At 67.6% G+C, this 16783-nt stretch carries 13 protein-coding genes and 1 tRNA gene; 5 read left to right on the top strand and 9 right to left on the bottom strand.

Annotated features, from left to right (window positions below; all coding sequences use genetic code 11):
* Positions 1-56 precede the first annotated feature (56 nt).
* The gene (locus tag GGC30_RS05575) at positions 57-2468 is read right to left on the bottom strand and encodes a membrane-bound PQQ-dependent dehydrogenase, glucose/quinate/shikimate family (RefSeq protein ID WP_153923055.1); all 2412 of its coding nucleotides are present in this window, start codon (positions 2466-2468) and stop codon (positions 57-59) included.
* 232 nt (positions 2469-2700) lie between these two features.
* On the opposite strand from GGC30_RS05575, the gene GGC30_RS05570 reads away from it, so the two are divergent.
* The 5 genes from GGC30_RS05570 (at position 2701) to GGC30_RS05550 (ending at position 10833) form a co-directional block, all read left to right on the top strand.
* Positions 2701-4128 carry an NAD(P)-dependent oxidoreductase gene (locus GGC30_RS05570; protein WP_153923054.1) on the top strand — a complete coding sequence of 476 codons (1428 nt, stop codon included), beginning with the start codon at positions 2701-2703 and terminating at the stop codon, positions 4126-4128.
* Entirely contained in the window at positions 4125-8636 is a 4512-nt protein-coding gene (gltB, locus tag GGC30_RS05565; RefSeq protein ID WP_153923053.1) for a glutamate synthase large subunit, read from the top strand. Before GGC30_RS05570 ends, gltB begins: the two co-directional genes overlap by 4 nt.
* Positions 8637-8665: 29 nt before the next feature.
* On the top strand, positions 8666-9979 hold the full coding sequence (locus tag GGC30_RS05560; RefSeq protein ID WP_153923052.1) for an ammonium transporter: 1314 nt from the start codon (positions 8666-8668) through the stop codon (positions 9977-9979).
* Positions 9980-10094: 115 nt separating this feature from the next.
* Positions 10095-10517, top strand: coding sequence for an Hsp20 family protein (locus GGC30_RS05555; protein ID WP_153923051.1), 423 nt, complete (start codon positions 10095-10097; stop codon positions 10515-10517).
* Between the two features lie 64 nt (positions 10518-10581).
* Positions 10582-10833: a DUF1150 domain-containing protein gene (locus tag GGC30_RS05550; RefSeq protein ID WP_017506777.1), complete on the top strand. Its 252-nt coding sequence runs from the start codon at positions 10582-10584 to the stop codon at positions 10831-10833.
* Positions 10834-10876: 43 nt separating this feature from the next.
* On the opposite strand, the gene ptsN is transcribed toward GGC30_RS05550, so the two are convergent.
* From ptsN to GGC30_RS05510, 8 genes are all read right to left on the bottom strand, one after another.
* Positions 10877-11344, bottom strand: a complete 468-nt coding sequence (gene ptsN, locus GGC30_RS05545; RefSeq protein ID WP_039244754.1) for a PTS IIA-like nitrogen regulatory protein PtsN — start codon at positions 11342-11344, stop codon at positions 10877-10879.
* Between the two features lie 78 nt (positions 11345-11422).
* The gene (gene hpf, locus GGC30_RS05540) at positions 11423-12067 is read right to left on the bottom strand and encodes a ribosome hibernation-promoting factor, HPF/YfiA family (RefSeq protein WP_055754032.1); all 645 of its coding nucleotides are present in this window, start codon (positions 12065-12067) and stop codon (positions 11423-11425) included.
* A gap of 74 nt (positions 12068-12141) precedes the next feature.
* On the bottom strand, positions 12142-13641 hold the full coding sequence (gene rpoN, locus GGC30_RS05535; protein ID WP_370451893.1) for an RNA polymerase factor sigma-54: 1500 nt from the start codon (positions 13639-13641) through the stop codon (positions 12142-12144).
* Between the two features lie 214 nt (positions 13642-13855).
* Entirely contained in the window at positions 13856-14647 is a 792-nt protein-coding gene (gene lptB, locus GGC30_RS05530) for an LPS export ABC transporter ATP-binding protein (RefSeq protein WP_174087076.1), read from the bottom strand.
* A gap of 29 nt (positions 14648-14676) precedes the next feature.
* Positions 14677-15171, bottom strand: coding sequence for an LptA/OstA family protein (locus GGC30_RS05525; RefSeq protein ID WP_055754030.1), 495 nt, complete (start codon positions 15169-15171; stop codon positions 14677-14679).
* Positions 15168-15827 (bottom strand): LPS export ABC transporter periplasmic protein LptC, encoded by a 660-nt coding sequence (gene lptC / locus GGC30_RS05520; protein WP_153923050.1) that lies wholly within the window; start codon positions 15825-15827, stop codon positions 15168-15170. Before lptC ends, GGC30_RS05525 begins: the two co-directional genes overlap by 4 nt.
* A gap of 7 nt (positions 15828-15834) precedes the next feature.
* Positions 15835-16449, bottom strand: coding sequence for a ribonuclease D (locus GGC30_RS05515; protein WP_153923049.1), 615 nt, complete (start codon positions 16447-16449; stop codon positions 15835-15837).
* A gap of 146 nt (positions 16450-16595) precedes the next feature.
* Positions 16596-16682, bottom strand: a tRNA-Leu gene (locus GGC30_RS05510).
* Positions 16683-16783: the final 101 nt, after the last annotated feature.

The raw sequence follows: 16783 nt of genomic DNA, 5'->3' as shown, positions 1-16783 counted from the left end.
TGTCGCTGGCGCGACCACCCTCCCCTGCTGGGGGAGGGAGATTTTAGCGCCTTACGTCACCCCCACTGCGGCAGCGCATAGGCGATGACGTAATCGCCCTCCGGCGTTTCCATAAAGTGATGGCCGGCGGCGACGATCACCAGATACTGGCGGCCGTTCTGCTCGTAGATCATCGGGTTCGCCTGGCCGCCGGCGGGCAGGACGTCGGACCAGACGGTCTTGCCAGTCTCGATATCGATGGCGCGGATTAGGTCGTCGGTCGCTGCGGCGATGAAGATCAGGCCGCCGGCCGTGACCACCGAGCCGCCGTTGTTCGGCGTGCCGATCTCCAGCGGCAGCATCGAGGGGATGCCGAACGGGCCGTTCTTGCGCGCCGTGCCGAACGGACGGTCCCACAGAGTCTTGCCGCTCTGCACATCGATGGCGCGGATCCCGCCATAGGGAGGCTCCTTGCACAGCAGGCCAGTGAACGGCATCCGCCAGCCGGCGTTGACGTCGATCGCATAGGGCACGCCCATCTGCGGATCGCCCGCGCCCTCGGCCTTGGCGCCCTCGCCGGTCGTTTCTTCCTGATAGCGGGGGTCGTCGCGGGGGAACCAGCCTAACCTGTTCGCCTCGGCGCGCGACACCAGACGATTGTAGTTGGGCATGTCGTTATAGTTGGCGATGATCACGCCGCGACGCGGATCGAGCGCCACGCTGCCCCAGTCTGAACCGCCGTTGTAGCCCGGATATTCGATAAAGCGACGGTCGGCGGTCGGGGGCGTGAACTGGCCCTGATACGACGCCTTCTTGAACTGGATGCGGCAGATCATCTGATCGATCGGCGACATGCCCCACATGTCGACTTCGCGCAGGTCAGGCTTGGCCAAGGTGTTGAACAGCGAATAGGGCTGGGTCGCCGCACGCTGCGCCGGTTCGACGCCGCCGCGCGGGGCCGGACGATCCTGAACGCCGTGCAGGGGCTGGCCCGTGCGGCGATCCAGCACGAAGATTTCGCCGCGCTTGGACGGCAGGATCACCGCCGGCGTCACGCCTCCTGCGGTCGGCATGTCGACCAGCGTCACCTGTGAACCCAGGTCATAGTCCCAGACGTCGCGGCGGACGGTCTGATAGCGCCAGCGCGGCTTGCCGGTCGTGACGTCCAGCGCGACCAGGGCGCTGGAATACTGGTTCTCCTGGGGCCGGCGCAGCGACGAATAGTAGTCGGCGGCCGAGTTGCCCATCGGCAGATAGACCAGGCCCAGGGCTTCGTCGCCCGTCGCCGTCGTCCACATGTTCGGCGTGCCCGGCGTATAGGTCTGACCGGCCGGCGGAGCGGTGGTGATGTCGGGACGCATCATGTCCCAGGCGAAGCGCAGCTGACCGGTGACGACGTCATAGCCCTGGATGACGCCCGAGGCGTTCCACCGTTTCTGGCCGTCCAGCACCTGATGGCCCGTGACGATGACACCTCGCACGACGACGGGCGGCGAGGTGATCGACACCATGCCGGGATAGGGATTGCCCATCCCTTCCTTGATGCTGACGGCGCCGTTGGTTCCGAAGGCGGGGCAAGGCACGCCGGTGCGCGCATCGACCGCGATGATCCGGCCGTCCAGCGTGCCTTCGATGATGCGCGTCGCGCAGGGCTGGGCCTGGTCGACGTTGGGTGTGGCGTAATAGGTCACGCCCCGGCAGGCGGCGGTGTAGGGGATCTGCTCGTCCGCCACCTTGGGATCATAGGCCCATTTCTGCCGACCTGTGTCAGCGTCCAGGGCGAACATCTTGTTGCGACCCGAGCAGAGATAGACGGTGTCGGCGATCTTCAGCGGCGTGGTCTCGGCGCCGAACCGTTCGCCGGGCAGATCGCCGGTGCGGAAGGTCCAGGCGCGCTCCAGCTGGCCGACGTTGGTCTTGTTGATCTGGTTCAGCGGCGAATAGCGCTGGGCGGCGTCCGATCCGCCATAGGCGGGCCAGTCCAGGCCGGCCTTGATCACGGCGGGATCGCCGAACGGTCCCCGCGCGCCGGGCACCGGGCTATCGACGCCGGGCGCGTTGATCTGTCCGACCACCAGGCCGAACACGACCGTCAGGGCCGCCAGCCCGAGCGCGCCGAGGCCCGCCGTCTTGCCGCCGCCGCGCGACCGCAGCACAGGCAGCGTCGCGAGCACCAGGAACATCAGCACCAACGGTCCCACCAGGCGCGGGATCATGGCCCAGCCGTTCAGGCCCTTCTCCCACAGCGCCCAGATCACCGTGGCGACGAAAACCGCGCCATAGAGCCAGGCCCCGCGCACGTCGCGCCAGACCAGCAAAAGGCCCGACACGATCAGCGCCAGGCCTGCAATCAGATAATACCAGGAGCCGCCCAGCATCGCGAGCTGAACGCCGCCGACCGTCAACACCAAACCGATCACGGCCAGCAGGACCCCAAGAAGCAACGTCAGCCATCCCCCAAGGCCGGTCGGGGTTGTCCATCGGGGCATGGGCGCACTCTCTGTGGTCTGCTGAAATCAGTCTTTCGAACGCCTCGAGGCCGCGCCGGTTCCTATTGTCGCACCCCTGGAACAAAATCCTGTTGCGGCGCAAACGGCCACCATCAGCAACTTTTGACGATGAAACGCGTCCGATTGGATGATTTATTCTTTTTGTTTCGCTGAGAACGCCTCGCGGCAATAATATTTGCCTCTAACGCGTCGTTTGCGGCATATGCGAGATATGCATAAGACCCTGAAGCAAGGCGGGACATTCGTCGTCGAACCCCGCCGCCTGTCCAAGGCCTCGGCCGAACTGCGTGCACGCGGTTTCGGGGAGATCACGATTGCGCCCTCCACCGAGACGGCCGAGAAACAGGCGTCGCGCTGCACCGACTGCGGCGTGCCCTTCTGCCAGAACGCCTGCCCGCTTCAGAACAACATCCCCGACTGGCTGCGCCTGTCGGCCGAGAACGAGCCGCGCGAGGCCTGGCGCGTCGCGTCCCTGACCTCGACCATGCCCGAAATTTGCGGTCGCATCTGCCCGCAGGACCGGCTGTGCGAAGGGTCGTGCACATTGAACCAGTCCGGCTGGGACGCCGTGACCATCGGCTCGGTCGAGGCCTGGCTGGGCGACCAGGCCTTCGCCAACGGCTGGGTCGAGCCGATCCGCCCGGCCGCCGAACGCGGCGAAACGGTCGGCATCGTCGGCGCCGGCCCGGCCGGTCTGGCCGCCGCCGACCGCCTGCGCTGCGAGGGCTATCAGGTGACGGTCTATGACCGCCACGACCGGGCCGGCGGGCTGCTGATCTACGGCATCCCCGGCTTCAAGTTGGAAAAGCACGTCGTGCAGCGCCGCGTGGACCGGTTGATCGACGGCGGCGTCCAGTTCGTTCTGGGCTGCGAGGTCGGCAAGGACGTGACCCTGACCGAGCTGCGCGACCGCCACGACGTCGTCCTGCTGGCTATGGGCGTCTATCAGCCGCGCATCCTGTCCGCGCCCGGTCGCGGGCCGGATTCGACTGTCGCCGCCCTGTCCTATCTGACCCATCAGAACCGGCGCGACCTGGGCGACGCCGAACAGGACGGCTGGCACGAGGCGCGCGGCAAGCGGGTTGTCGTGATCGGCGGCGGCGACACCGCCATGGATTGCGTCCGGACCGCCGTCCGGCAAGGCGCGGCCAGCGTCACCTGCCTGTATCGTCGTGATCGCGAGAACATGCCGGGCTCGGCCCGGGAGGTCGTCAACGCCGAGGAAGAGGGCGTCGTCTTCGAATGGCTGGCTGCGCCCAAGGCTTTGCTGTCGCAAGGCGACCAGGTCACGGGCGTGCGCGCCGCCCGCATGCAGCTGACCGAGGCCGCTCCGGGCCAGCGTCGCGACATCGTGCCGGTTCCCGGCGCCGACTTCGACGTGCCGGCCGACATCGTCATCGAGGCCTTGGGCTTCTCGCCAGAGCCGTTCGCGGCGCATGAGGCCGATTTGCGCCTACGCGACGACGGCACCATCAAGGTGGGCTCCATCAGCTTCGCCACCAGCCTGCCCGGCGTCTTCGCCGCCGGCGACGCTGTGCGCGGCGCCTCCCTGGTCGTCTGGGCCGTCCGCGAAGGCCAGGACGCCGCCGCCGAGATCGACCGCTACTTCAAGACCCGCACCGAGGAGGTCGCGGCATGACCTGGCTGAACAAATACGAACAAACCCGCGACCGGCTGGAAGCCGGCCACGCCTATGACCGCGCCTCCGAGCGCGACGCCTGCGGCGTGGGTCTGGTCTGTTCGATCGACGGCACGCCGCGCCGCGACGTGGTCGAATATGCGATCCGCAGCCTGAAGGCCGTGGCCCACCGCGGCGCGGTCGATCCCGACGGCCTGTCGGGAGATGGGGCGGGCATCATGGCCGAGCTGCCGCAAGGCTTCTTCGCCGAACAGGTGGCCTCGATCGGTCAGTCCCTGCGTCCCGGCCCGATCTGCGTCGGCCAGGTCTTCCTGCCGCGCACCGATCTCGGCGCCCAGGACCGCGCCCGCGCCATCGTCGAGACCGAGGCCCTGCGCGGGGGCTTCTGGATCTACGGCTGGCGTCAGACGCCCATCGACCTGTCGGTCGTGGGGACCAAGGCCGGCGCGACCCGGCCCGAGATCGAACAGATCATGCTGGCCCCGCCGCTGGACGACGCGGGCCAACCACTGGACGGCGAGGCGCTGGAGCGCGAACTGTATCTGTGCCGCCGCCGCATTGAAAAGACGGTCAAGACCGAGAACCTGGCCGGCGTCTATATCTGCACCCTGTCCGCGCGTTCCATCGCCTACAAGGGGATGGTGCGGGCCGAGCTACTGGGCGACCTGTATCCCGATCTTGAGGACCCGCGCTTCGTCTCGGCCTACGCGGTCTTCCACCAGCGCTATTCGACCAACACCTTCCCGGAATGGAAGCTGGCCCAGCCCTTCCGCATGATGGCCCACAACGGCGAGATCAACACGCTGAAGGGCAATCTGAACTGGATGAAGTCGCACGAAATCCGCATGGCCGCACAGGCCTTCGGCGACCGCGACGGCGAGGTGAAGCCGGTGGTTCAGCCGGGCGGATCGGACAGCGCGGCCCTGGACAATGTCATGGAGGTGCTGGTCCACGCCGGTCGCCCCGCGCCGATGGCCAAGGCCCTGCTGATCCCCGAGGCCTGGGCCAAGGACGACGTGGTCATGCCTGCCGAACACCGGGCCTTCTACGCCTATTGCAATGCGGTGATGGAGCCGTGGGACGGCCCGGCCGCCATCTGCGCCGCCGACGGCCGATGGATCGTGGCGGGCAAGGACCGCAACGGCCTGCGTCCCCTGCGCGCCGTCGAGACGGTCGATGGTCTGCTGATGGCAGGCTCCGAAGCCGGCCTGGTGCCGATCCCCGAGAGCCGGGTGAAGCGCCGCCTGCACATCGGCCCCGGCAAGCTGATCGCCGTCGATCTGAAGCATGGCCGCGTCTATGACGAGCATGAGGCCATCGACGCCCTGTCCGCCGCCCACCCCTATGAGGCGTGGCTGGACAATATGGTCGATCTGGAGCCGATCATCGGCCCCGGACCCGAGCCGCGCTCGGCCTCGGGCGAGGCCCTGACCCGTCGCCAGATCGCCGCCGGCTACAGCCGCGAGGACCTAGATCTGCTGCTGGACGCCCTGGTCCGCGACGGCAAGGAGGCGGTCGGCTCCATGGGCGACGACGCCCCGCCCGCGGTGCTGTCGGCCCTGCCCCGCCCGCTGTCGCATTACTTCCGCCAGAACTTCAGCCAGGTCACCAATCCGCCCATCGACCCCTTGCGCGAAGCGGGGGCCATGAGCCTGAAGACCCGGTTCAAGAACCTGGGCAACATCCTGGCCGAGGAAGAGGCCCAGACCGACGTCTTCGTGCTGGACAGCCCCGTCCTGACCAACGGCATGTACGAGCGGATGATCGAGACGGTCGGCGCCGGCTCCACTGTGGTCATCGACTGCAGCTACGCCCTGCCGTCCAACGACGCCCGTCCGGGCGCCGGCCTGCGCGCCGCGCTGGACCGGATCATGGACGAGGCCGAGGCCGCCGCCCGCGACGGCGCCGCCTTGATCGTTCTGACCGACCAGGCCGGGTCGGCGGATCGGCTGGCCGCACCGATGATCCTGGCCACCGCCGGGGTCCACGGCCGCCTGACCAAGGCGGGCCTGCGCTCCTACTGCTCGATCGTGGTCCGCACCGCCGAAACGCTGGACCCGCACGGGTTCGCGGTCCTGGTGGGGGTCGGCGCCACCACCGTCAACGCCTGGCTGGCCCAGGATCTGTTTCAGGAGCGTCTGGACCGGGGCCTGTATCCCGGCCTGACGCTGCGCGACGCCTGCCTGAACTACAAGGCCGGCATCGAGGCGGGCCTGCTGAAGACCCTGGCCCGCAAGGGGATCAGCGTCATCTCCGCCTATCGCGGCGGCTGCGAGTTCGAGGTGTTGGGCCTGTCGCGCGCCCTGACCGCCGAGTTCTTCCCCGGCGCCCCGTCGCGCATCTCCGGCATCGGCCTGGCCGGTCTGGAGCAGGCGGCGATGAAGCGGCACCGCATCGCCTGGGGCGAGGCCGTGCCGTCGCCCGCCATCGGCGGCTTCTTCAAGATCCGGTCGGGCGGCGAGGCCCACGCCCACGAGGCCAAGACCATCCACCTGCTGCAGGACGCCTGCAACCGCGGCGACTATCGCCGCTTCAAGCAGTTCTCCGAAGTCGTCCGCGCCCAGGCCGACCTGTCCCTGCGCGACCTCCTGGACTTCCGCGAAGGCACGCCCATTCCGCTGGACCAGGTCGAGAGCGTGTCGGACATCCGCCGCCGCTTCCTGACCCAGGCCATGTCGCTGGGCGCCCTGGGGCCAGAGGCGCACGAGACGCTGAACATCGCCATGAACCGCATCGGCGCCCGCTCGGTCTCGGGCGAGGGCGGCGAGGATCCGGAGCGCTATCACCCGCGTCCGAACGGCGACGACGCCAACTCGGCGGTCAAGCAAGTGGCCTCGGGCCGGTTCGGCGTCACGGCCGAATATCTGAACCAGTGCCGCGAGATCGAGATCAAGGTGGCCCAAGGCGCCAAGCCCGGCGAGGGCGGCCAGCTGCCTGGCTTCAAGGTCACCGAGTTCATCGCCCGGATGCGCCACGCCGTGCCCGGCACGACCCTGATCTCGCCGCCCCCGCACCACGACATCTATTCGATCGAGGACTTGGCCCAGCTCATCTACGACCTGAAGGCCATCAACCCCGATGCGCGGGTGACGGTGAAACTGGTGTCCGCCTCGGGCATCGGCGCCATCGCCTCGGGCGTGGCCAAGGCCAACGCCGACGCCATCCTGATCGCCGGCCACAACGGCGGCACCGGCGCCTCGCCCCAGACCTCGATCAAGCACGCCGGCCTGCCGTGGGAGATCGGCCTGGCCGAGGCCCACCAGGTGCTGACGCTGAACAATCTGCGCGGCTCGGTCACGCTGAGAACCGACGGGGGCGTCCGCACCGGCCGCGACGTGGTCATCGCCGCCATGTTGGGCGCCGAGGAATACGGCGTCGGCACCGCCGCCCTGATCGCCATGGGCTGTCTGATGGTGCGGCAGTGCCATTCCAACACCTGCCCAGTCGGCGTCTGCTCCCAGGACGAGCGGCTGCGCGAGAAGTTCACCGGCACGCCTGACAAGGTGGTGAACCTGTTCACCTTCATCGCCGAAGAGACGCGCGAGATCCTGGCCTCCATCGGCGCGCGCACGATGGACGAGATCATCGGACGCACCGATCTGCTGCGTCAGGTCCGTCGCGGCGGCTCGCACCTGGACGACCTAGATCTGAACCCGCTGCTGGTTCAGGTGGACGAGGGCGCGGCCGGCAAATGGGCCGACAAAACGACCCGCAAGCCCATCGCCGACAGCCTAGACGCCGCCGTGCTGAAGGACGCCGTCCGCTTCCTGGATCGTGGCCAGACGCTGGAGCTGTCCTATCCGCTGAACAACACCCAGCGTACGGTCGGCGCGGCCCTGTCCTCGGCCATCGTGCGGCGCTTCGGCGCGCAAGGCCCGGCGGGCCGGCTGAAGCTGCGGCTGGAAGGCATCGCAGGTCAGAGCTTCGGCGCCTTTGCGGCCAAGGGTCTGGAACTGCACCTGACGGGCGAGGCCAACGACTATGTCGGCAAGGGGCTGTCGGGCGCCGAAATCTCGATCCGCACGCCCGAATGGCGCGAGGATCAGCTGATCTGCGGCAACACCACCCTGTATGGCGCGACCTCCGGCCGACTGTTCGTCGCCGGCGCGGCGGGCGAGCGGTTTGCGGTCAGAAACTCCGGCGCCGAGGCCGTGGTCGAGGGCCTGGGCGCGCACGGCTGCGAATATATGACCGGCGGACGCGTGGTCGTCCTGGGTTCGGTCGGCTGGAACCTGGCGGCGGGCATGAGCGGCGGCGAGCTGTTCGTGCTGGACCATCCGGGCCATGCCGAGCGCGCCCTGAACGGCGACCTGGCGGGCGTGACCGACATTGACGCACAGGCGACAGATCGACTGAAGGGCCTGATCGAGGCCCATCTAGCCGCGACGGCCTCGCCCCTGGCGAGGCGTCTGCTGGCGGATTGGGACAACAGCCTGAAACGCTTCGTCCGCATCGTGCCCCTGACCGACATCGTCGCCCGCACGGAACGCCTGAAGACCTCCGCCTGACACCGAACCGCCTGCCTTAGAAAGCCACCATGACCCGATCCGCCGCCCTCGCCGTCACGCTCGTCGCCGGGGCGGCGGCCTTCGCCTCACCGGCCCTGGCGGCCCCGGCGCTGCTGGCGCATCAGTCGCCGCTGGTCATCAATACGGCGGCGACCGCCTGGATCCTGACCTCGACGGCGCTGGTGCTGCTGATGACCCTGCCCGGCCTGGCCCTGTTCTACGGCGGCATGGTCAGGAAGAAGAACATCATCAGCGTCGTCGCCCAGTCGACGGCCGCCTTCGCCATCGTCTCGGTCCTGTGGTTCCTGGTCGGCTACAGCCTGTCGTTCGGCAAGGGACCGGAGGCGATCAATGGCTTCATCGGCGGCGTGCAGGCCGCCTTCCTGAACGGCGTCACCGCCCGGACGGCCCACAGCCTGCTGCCCGGCCTGCCCGAACTGCTGTTCGTCGCCTTCCAGATGACCTTCGCCATCATCACCCCGGCCCTGATCGCCGGCGCCTTCGCCGAGCGGATGAAGTTCTCGGCCAGCCTGCTGTTCTTTGGCCTGTGGCACCTGATCGTCTATGCGCCGATCTGTCATCAGGTCTGGGGCGGCGGCTATCTGGGCGGACTGGGCGTGCTCGACTTTGCGGGCGGCGCGGTCGTCCACGTCAACGCCGGGATCGCCGGTCTGGTCTGCGCCCTGGTGCTGGGGCCGCGTCACGGCTTCGGGCGCGACAACATGGCCCCCGCAAACTTGGTCTATAGCGCCATCGGCACCGGCCTGCTGCTGGTCGGGTGGCTGGGCTTCAACGCCGGGTCAGCAGGCGCGGCGGATGCTCTGGCCGCGACCGCCGCCTTCAACACCATCCTGGCCGCCGGCAGCGCCGCCCTGGGCTGGATGACCATCGAATGGTTCGATCGCAAACGTCCGACCTTGCTGGGCCTGCTGTCGGGCGTTGTCGGCGGTCTGGTCGCCATCACCCCCGCCGCCGGTTTCGTCGACCCCAAGGGCGCCTTCTTCATCGGCCTGATCGGCGGTCCGGCCTGCTATGCGGGCGCGGTCTGGCTGAAGCACGCGCTGAAATACGACGACAGTCTGGACGCGTTTGGCGTGCACGGCGTCGGCGGCATCGTCGGCGCCCTGCTGACCGGCGTCTTCGCCACCACGACCGTCAACGCCCTGTCGGAGGGGGCGACCGTGTGGAAACAGGCCGTCGGCCTGGTCGGCGTCATCGCTTGGAGCGCCGCCGGCACCTTCGTCGTCCTGATGATCTGCAAGTTCACCACGGGCCTGCGCGTCACCAAGGATGAAGAGGTCGAGGGGCTGGACTATACCCAGCACGGCGAGGCCATCCACTGACCCCACAGGCGCTGCCGGTTGATCCCGCCCTCGCCAGCCCCCATCTTCATCTGTGACGGACGGTCTTGCCGATTGCGGGAGACCGACCGCTCGGTCGCTGACGCAAGGACCCCAGATGACGACGACGCGCACCCTCCTGTTCGACAGCCCCTTTCTGCTGGGCTTCGACCACACCCGCGCCCTGATCGACCGCGCCGCCAAGGCCGCGGCCGAAAGCTATCCGCCCTACAATGTCGAACAGATCGGCGATGCGGGCGTCCGCATCAGCCTGGCCGTCGCCGGGTTTGCGCCGGACGAACTGGCCATAACTTTGGACGGCCGCCAACTGACCATCGCCGGCAAACGCGACGACGCCGGCAGGGGTGAACAGGCCTTTCTGCACCGCGGCATCGCGGCGCGTGGCTTCGTTCGCAACTTCGTCCTGGCCGACGGGCTGGAGGTCGAGAGCGCCCGACTGGAGCACGGCCTGCTCCACGTCGACCTGATCCGGCCCGAGGCCGAGCGCCAGGTGCGGCGCATTCCGATCACGGCCGGCTGAAAACCACAGCCATTCGAACCGCCCGGCGATCCGGGCGTTGTCAAATATGAAGGAGGCGGTCCTAATGACGCCGATGACGATGACCAAGGAAGACTTTGCCGGACTGGGCGCCCCCGACCTGGTGTATGTGCGCGAGATCAAGGCTTCGGACCTGCTTGAAGAGGCGGTCGAGATCAAGGACGTGGATCTGAATCCCGGCCAGATGCTCTATGCCGTTCACAGCGCCGACGGCGAACGTCTGGCGGTCATGATCGATCGCGACACCGCTTTCGCCGCCGCCGTGGCGCACGAGCTGGAGCCGGTTTCCGTTCACTGATTTTAGGGATGGCGGCGCGCAGGCGCCGCCGTTCACTAAGTAATCAGGCCGCCGTCGCGGCCGTCGCGTCCTTGACGAACAGGGCGCGGATGGCATCGGTCGTGCGCGCCTGTCTCAGCTGCTCACGCAACTCGGGCGACCGCAGCGCGCGCGACACCGCCGCCAACGCCCTCAGATGCTCGGCGCCCGCCTTGGGCGGCGCGAACAGGCCGACGATCAGATCGACCGGCCGGTCGTCCACCGCATCATAGGCCACAGGCGTATCCAGTCGCACGAACACCGCCGTCACCTTCTCGACCTCGGTGAGACGCGCGTGCGGCACCGCGACCCCGGACCCCAGCCCGGTCGATCCCAGCGTCTCGCGTTCCATCAAGGCGTCGAAAATACGGGCTTCGTCGAGGCCCAGCGCATGCGACGCCGCCTCCGCCAGCGCGTGAAGCGCCTGTCGCTTGGACGACGCGCCGCTGCGCAGCACCACGCCCTTGGGCGCGAGCAGATCACCGATGTCCATTACACAACCTCGATACACGCAGCAGACAACGGCGCGGCCGCCCGTTTAGAGACAACCGCGCCGAAGTCAAACTGAGGCTTAGTTCACCGAACCGTTGGACTTGGCCGTCCGTTCGGGATCGATCCATCCCACATTGCCGTCAGGGCGACGATAGACGACCGCCAGACCGCCGTGGGCCGCGTTGCGGAACAGCACGACCGGATAGCCCGTCATGTCCAGTTCCAGCACAGCCCGTCCGACCGTGATGGTGCGGATTTCGTGCTCGGTCTCGGCGATGACCATCCCCACCGGCGGCGGGCCGTCGTTCTCGCCGGTGTCGCCGAAGACATCGTCTTCCACGCTGTCGGGATCACGCAGCACAATGCTGCGTGCAACTTCGCGGGCGGCGTTTTCGGTCTTCTCGGGCGAGAGACCCTTAGGTCCGATGTGGTGGTCCTTAAGCCGGCGCTTGTAGCGGCGAACGCGCTTTTCGAGCCGATCCAGCGCCTCGGTGAAGGCCGAGTGGGCGTCGCCGCCCATTCCGGTCGTCACCAGGGTCTGGCCCGACGCGAGGCGGACCCAACAGTCCACCTTGAAGTTGTGGCCGTCCTTGGACACCACGACCTCGGCGTCTTCACCGCCTCGGGCGAAGTATTTTCCAACCCCGTCTTCGAGTTCCTGGGAGATGCGCGAGCCTAACGCTTCGCCGACATCCACTTGCTTGCCGCTGACTTGGACTTGCATGCCGATAGAACGCGCCCGACCCGATTTGGTGTCAATCCAGATCACCGATTTGTGGTCACGCTTGGCTGTGGATGTCAGCCGGTCTTCATCATCCGGCGGCGCTCGACCGAGGACGGAATCCTCAAGGCTTCCCGATATTTGGCCACGGTGCGGCGGGCGATGTCGATGCCCGTTTCCTTCAGGATTTCGACGATCCGGTCGTCGGACAAAACGTCACCCTCCAGCCCCTCGCCGTCGATCATGGATTTGATCTTGTGACGGACGGCTTCGGCCGAATGGGTCGATGCGCCGTCCACCGACTGGATGGCGGCGGTGAAGAAGAATTTCAGCTCGAACACGCCCCGCGGCGTGGCGATATATTTGTTCGAGGTGACGCGGCTGACGGTCGATTCATGCATGCCGATGGCGTCTGCGACCGTCTTCAGATTGAGCGGCCTCAGGAACTCGACGCCGAAGGCCAGGAAGGCGTCCTGCTGGCGCACGATCTCGGATGAGACCTTCAGAATGGTCTTGGCCCGCTGATCCAGCGACTTGACCAGCCAGTTGGCCTGGGCGGCGCAGTCGGCGACGAAGGTCTTTTCGGTATCCGATCGCGCGCCGGCCTGAACCAGGCCGTGATAGCGCTTGTCGACCAACAGACGCGGCAGGGTGTCGGCGTTCAGCTCGACCCGCCAGCCGCCGGCGGGGTCCGGCCTCACATGCACATCGGGCACGACAGTCTGGGCCGGCTCGCCGCCGAAGCCTGCGCCCGGACGCGGCGTCAGCGCCCGCAGTTCGGCGATCATGTCGGTCAGATCCTCGCCATCGACCTCGCAGACGCGGCGCAGGCCCGCCAGATCACGCTTGGCCAGCAGGTCCAGGTTGTCCAGCAGCGCCGCCATCGCCGGGTCGAACCGATTGCGCTCGATCAGTTGCAGCTTCAGGCATTCCGGCACCGACCGCGCCATGATCCCGGTCGGCTCGAAGCCGTGACAAACGCTCAGCACCGCCTCGATCCGCTCCAGCGGCACGCCCAGCCTGTCGGCGAATTCGGTCAATTCCCCCCGCAGATACCCGCCCTCGTCGGTCGCATCGATCAGGGTCAGGGCGATGCCGTGGTCGGCCGGCGTCAGGCCCGCGCTCGACGCCTGGGCCTGAAGATGTTCCCAGAGGGTCAGCTCGTGCGCATCGGGCCGCTCGCCCTCGCCCTCGAACATCTGGCCGCCCTTGCCGGCGCTGGACCAGTCCGACAGGCCCGGCTGGGCTTCGTCAGTCATCCGGTCGCTGGTCCGCTCGCCCGGCGCGGCGTCGCCATAGACATCGTCCGAACCCGCATCCATGCCGGACACGGCCTCATGGCCGACCCCGTCGCCGAACGACATTTCACCGTCCACCGTCGCCTCGACGCGCTCGACCGGCTCGGGCGCGTCGCCCTCCGGCTCCTCGCGTTGCAGCAGCGGATTGCGTTCCAGCTCGGCCTCGACGAAGTCCTCCAGCTCGAGGTTCGACAGTTGCAGCAGCTTGATCGCCTGCTGCAGCTGGGGCGTGATGACCAGCCCCTGCCCCTGCCTGACCTCTAACCTTTGCCCGATCACGTTCGAAATCTTCCCGCCCGGCCGCCGAGTGGCCCGGAACTTGCTGGGACAGAATGTCGCCGAACCGGTTAACGCGAGACGAACGCGCTTTTTGTCTCCTCCTGTTCGCGCAACGATGGGGAGGTGACGCGGCGCTTTTCGCGCCGTGACGGAGCGGCTCTTCACCGTCTTGAAAGCGCCGGTGGGACTCACTGAGCCCCTCCACCGCTAATCGTCAGATGTAGTTTTCGCCCAGATACACCCGGCGCACTTCGGCGTCGTGGATCGCCTCGTCGGACGTGCCTTCGAACAGCACCGCGCCGTTCGAGATGATCGACACCCGGTCGGTGATGTCCAGGGTCTCACGCACATTGTGGTCGGTGATCAGCACGCCGATGCCCTGGCTGGCCAGATAGCGGATCACGGTGCGGATGTCGGCGATGGCCAGGGGGTCGATGCCGGCGAAGGGTTCGTCCAGCAGCATGAAGGACGGCCGTCCGGCCAGCGCCCGCGCGATCTCCACTCGCCGACGCTCGCCGCCCGACAGCGCCGTGGCCCGCGCATGGCGCAGATGGTCGATGTGCAGTTCGTTCAGCAGCCGGTCGGTCTCGGCGCGGATCTGGTCGCGCGGATAGTTCAGCTCGACCACCGCCTTGACGTTCTGCTCGACCGTCATGCCGCGAAAGATCGAGGCTTCCTGCGCCAGATAACCCAGGCCCATGCGGCTGCGCTGATACATCGGCTGGCCGGTGATGTTCTCGCCGTCCAGCCAGATCGCGCCCGAATCCGGCGGGATCAGGCCGGTGATCATGTAGAAGCAGGTGGTCTTGCCCGCGCCGTTCGGGCCAAGCAGGCCCGCGACCTCGCCGCGCTGGACCGTCAGGGACACGTCGCGCACGACCTGACGCTGGCCGAACGACCGCGCCAGGTTCATCACCCGCAGGCCCTTTTCCGCAGGCGCGGGCGCCACGGCGGCCGGCTGCGGCCGCTCGTCCAGGTTCAGGGCTGACAGTTCCTTGCGCGCCAAATGCTCAGGTCCGTGACGGCCAGACGGCCTCAGTTCGAGTTGGGATAGAAGACGCCCTGCACGCGGCTTCCGGCGGCGCCGCGCGGCGCGCCGTCCATGCGGGCGGTCTCGGTGTTGATGTTGTAGACCAGGCGCGAGCCGGTCAGGACGTTCTTGCCCTGGGTCAGGATGACGTTGCCCGTCACCACGATCTCGCCGTTGCCCAGGTTGTAGACGGCGCGGTCGCCGCGCATCGACTGGTCGGGCGTCACGAAATAGACGGTGCCGCTGGCCTCGGCGCGTTGCAGATCGCCGCCCTCGCCGCTGACCAGGGTCAGGGTGTCGGCGCGAAAGCGGTTGCCGCCCTGCGTCGCCTCGGCCCGGCCGCGCAGGATGATGCGGTTGGGGGCGTATTCGACCGAGTCTGCGCCATAGGCGACGGGCTGATTGGTCGCCTGAGCCTGCGCGTCCACCAGGGCCGGCATGCCCACGACGGCCGCCGCCGCGACGACAGCCAGCGCCTTCGAAATCTTCGTCACGATCATCCGCCTGACCCCTTGGGCGTCAGAACGCCCTTCACCTTGTTGTCGCCTGCGCCGTCGAACACGACGCGCTGTCCCTGATCGTAGATCGCATAGGACGATGCGTTGATGGTTCCAATAGGGCCGGAACCCTGAACGCCCTTTGAACCGGTGACGTTTCCGGTCGAGGTGTCGACCACCGCCTCGGGCGTGGTCAGGACAAAGCCCGTGCCGCCGTCCGAAATGCGAACGTTCGGACCGATCGTCACCGTCTTCGCCTGCTCGTCATAGATGCCGCCGTCGGCGGTCAGTTCGGTGACCTTGCGCCCGCCCAGGTTCAGCTTCAGCGCCGGGCCGATCAGTTTGAACTTGCCGGTATTGGCATCGCGCACGGCTCCCTGGGCGCCGACGGTGAAGGCGCGGCCCTGCGCGTCCTGACCGTGGAACAGGGGCGCATCCAGGCGAACTTCCTGGCTCTGGCTGGCCTTGCGCTCAACGCCCGACATGACGGTGCGGAACACGGTCCAGGTCAGGGCGCCGCCCGCCAGCACCAGGATGACGATCGGCAGGACGCGGCGATAAAGCTTCACCCGCCGCGAGCGCGCACGCCAGCGGGCGCCGGCCAGGGCGACCCTGGCCTCGTCGGCCTCGATGCGGGACTGTTCGCCGTGTTCGGTCAAGCGCGCCTCAGCTGTGGGCGAAGATGTCGGTCTCGTCCCAGCCGGCCAGGTCGAGCGCCGACCGCGTCGGCAGGAAGTCGAAACATTCAGCGGCCAATTCGGTTCGCCCTTCGCGCGCCAGCATCATATCCAGCTTGGCCTTGGCCGCATGCAGATACAGGACGTCCGACGCCGCATAGTCCAGTTGCGCCTGGCTCAGCGTCTCGGCGCCCCAGTCCGAGGACTGCTGCGCCTTGGACAGGTCCACGCCCACCGTCTCGCGCACCACGTCCTTCAGCCCGTGCCGGTCGGTATAGGTGCGCGCCAGCTTGGAGGCGATCTTGGTGCAATAGACCGGCCGCGTCTCGACGCCGAGGTGCAGCAGGAACATGCCGATGTCGAACCGGCCGAAGTGGAAGATCTTGGTCACCGCCGGATCGGTCAGCACCCGCTTCAGGTTCGGACAGTCATAGGCCGGCCGGTTCAGCCGCACGACATGGGCGTTTCCATCGCCCGACGACAGTTGCACCACACACAGCGGATCGCGGCGAAAACGCAGGCCCATCGTCTCGGAATCGATGGCGACCTCGGACCCCAGGTCCAGATCGTCGGGCAGGTCGCCCTCATGCAGGTAAACGGTCATGCTCAGGCTCTTACACGGCGAACGCGGCGCGCGAAACGGGCAAGCTCAACCACGAACGGGCCTCAAGCAGCGGAGCGGCGCGCGCGGGGGCGATAGGCCAAAACAAAGAAAGCGCCGCACCGTTCGGTGCGACGCTTTCTGAAAGATGGTGCCCAGAAGAGGACTCGAACCTCCACGGCCGTTAAGCCACTGGCACCTGAAGCCAGCGCGTCTACCAATTCCGCCATCTGGGCCCCGTCGGCAGCGCCTTGCGGCGTTTCCATCGGGAAGGCGCGGACCTCTAAGGGAGGCTCCGGGCGGGGTCAACAAGGATTTTTCGCCTTTGCGAGATTTC

This window comes from Brevundimonas sp. SPF441, from assembly GCF_009661015.1.
Classification (GTDB): Bacteria; Pseudomonadota; Alphaproteobacteria; order Caulobacterales; family Caulobacteraceae; genus Brevundimonas; species Brevundimonas vesicularis.
Note: the sequence above shows the minus strand (reverse complement) of the source record. Positions and strands in the feature narration are given on the sequence as shown.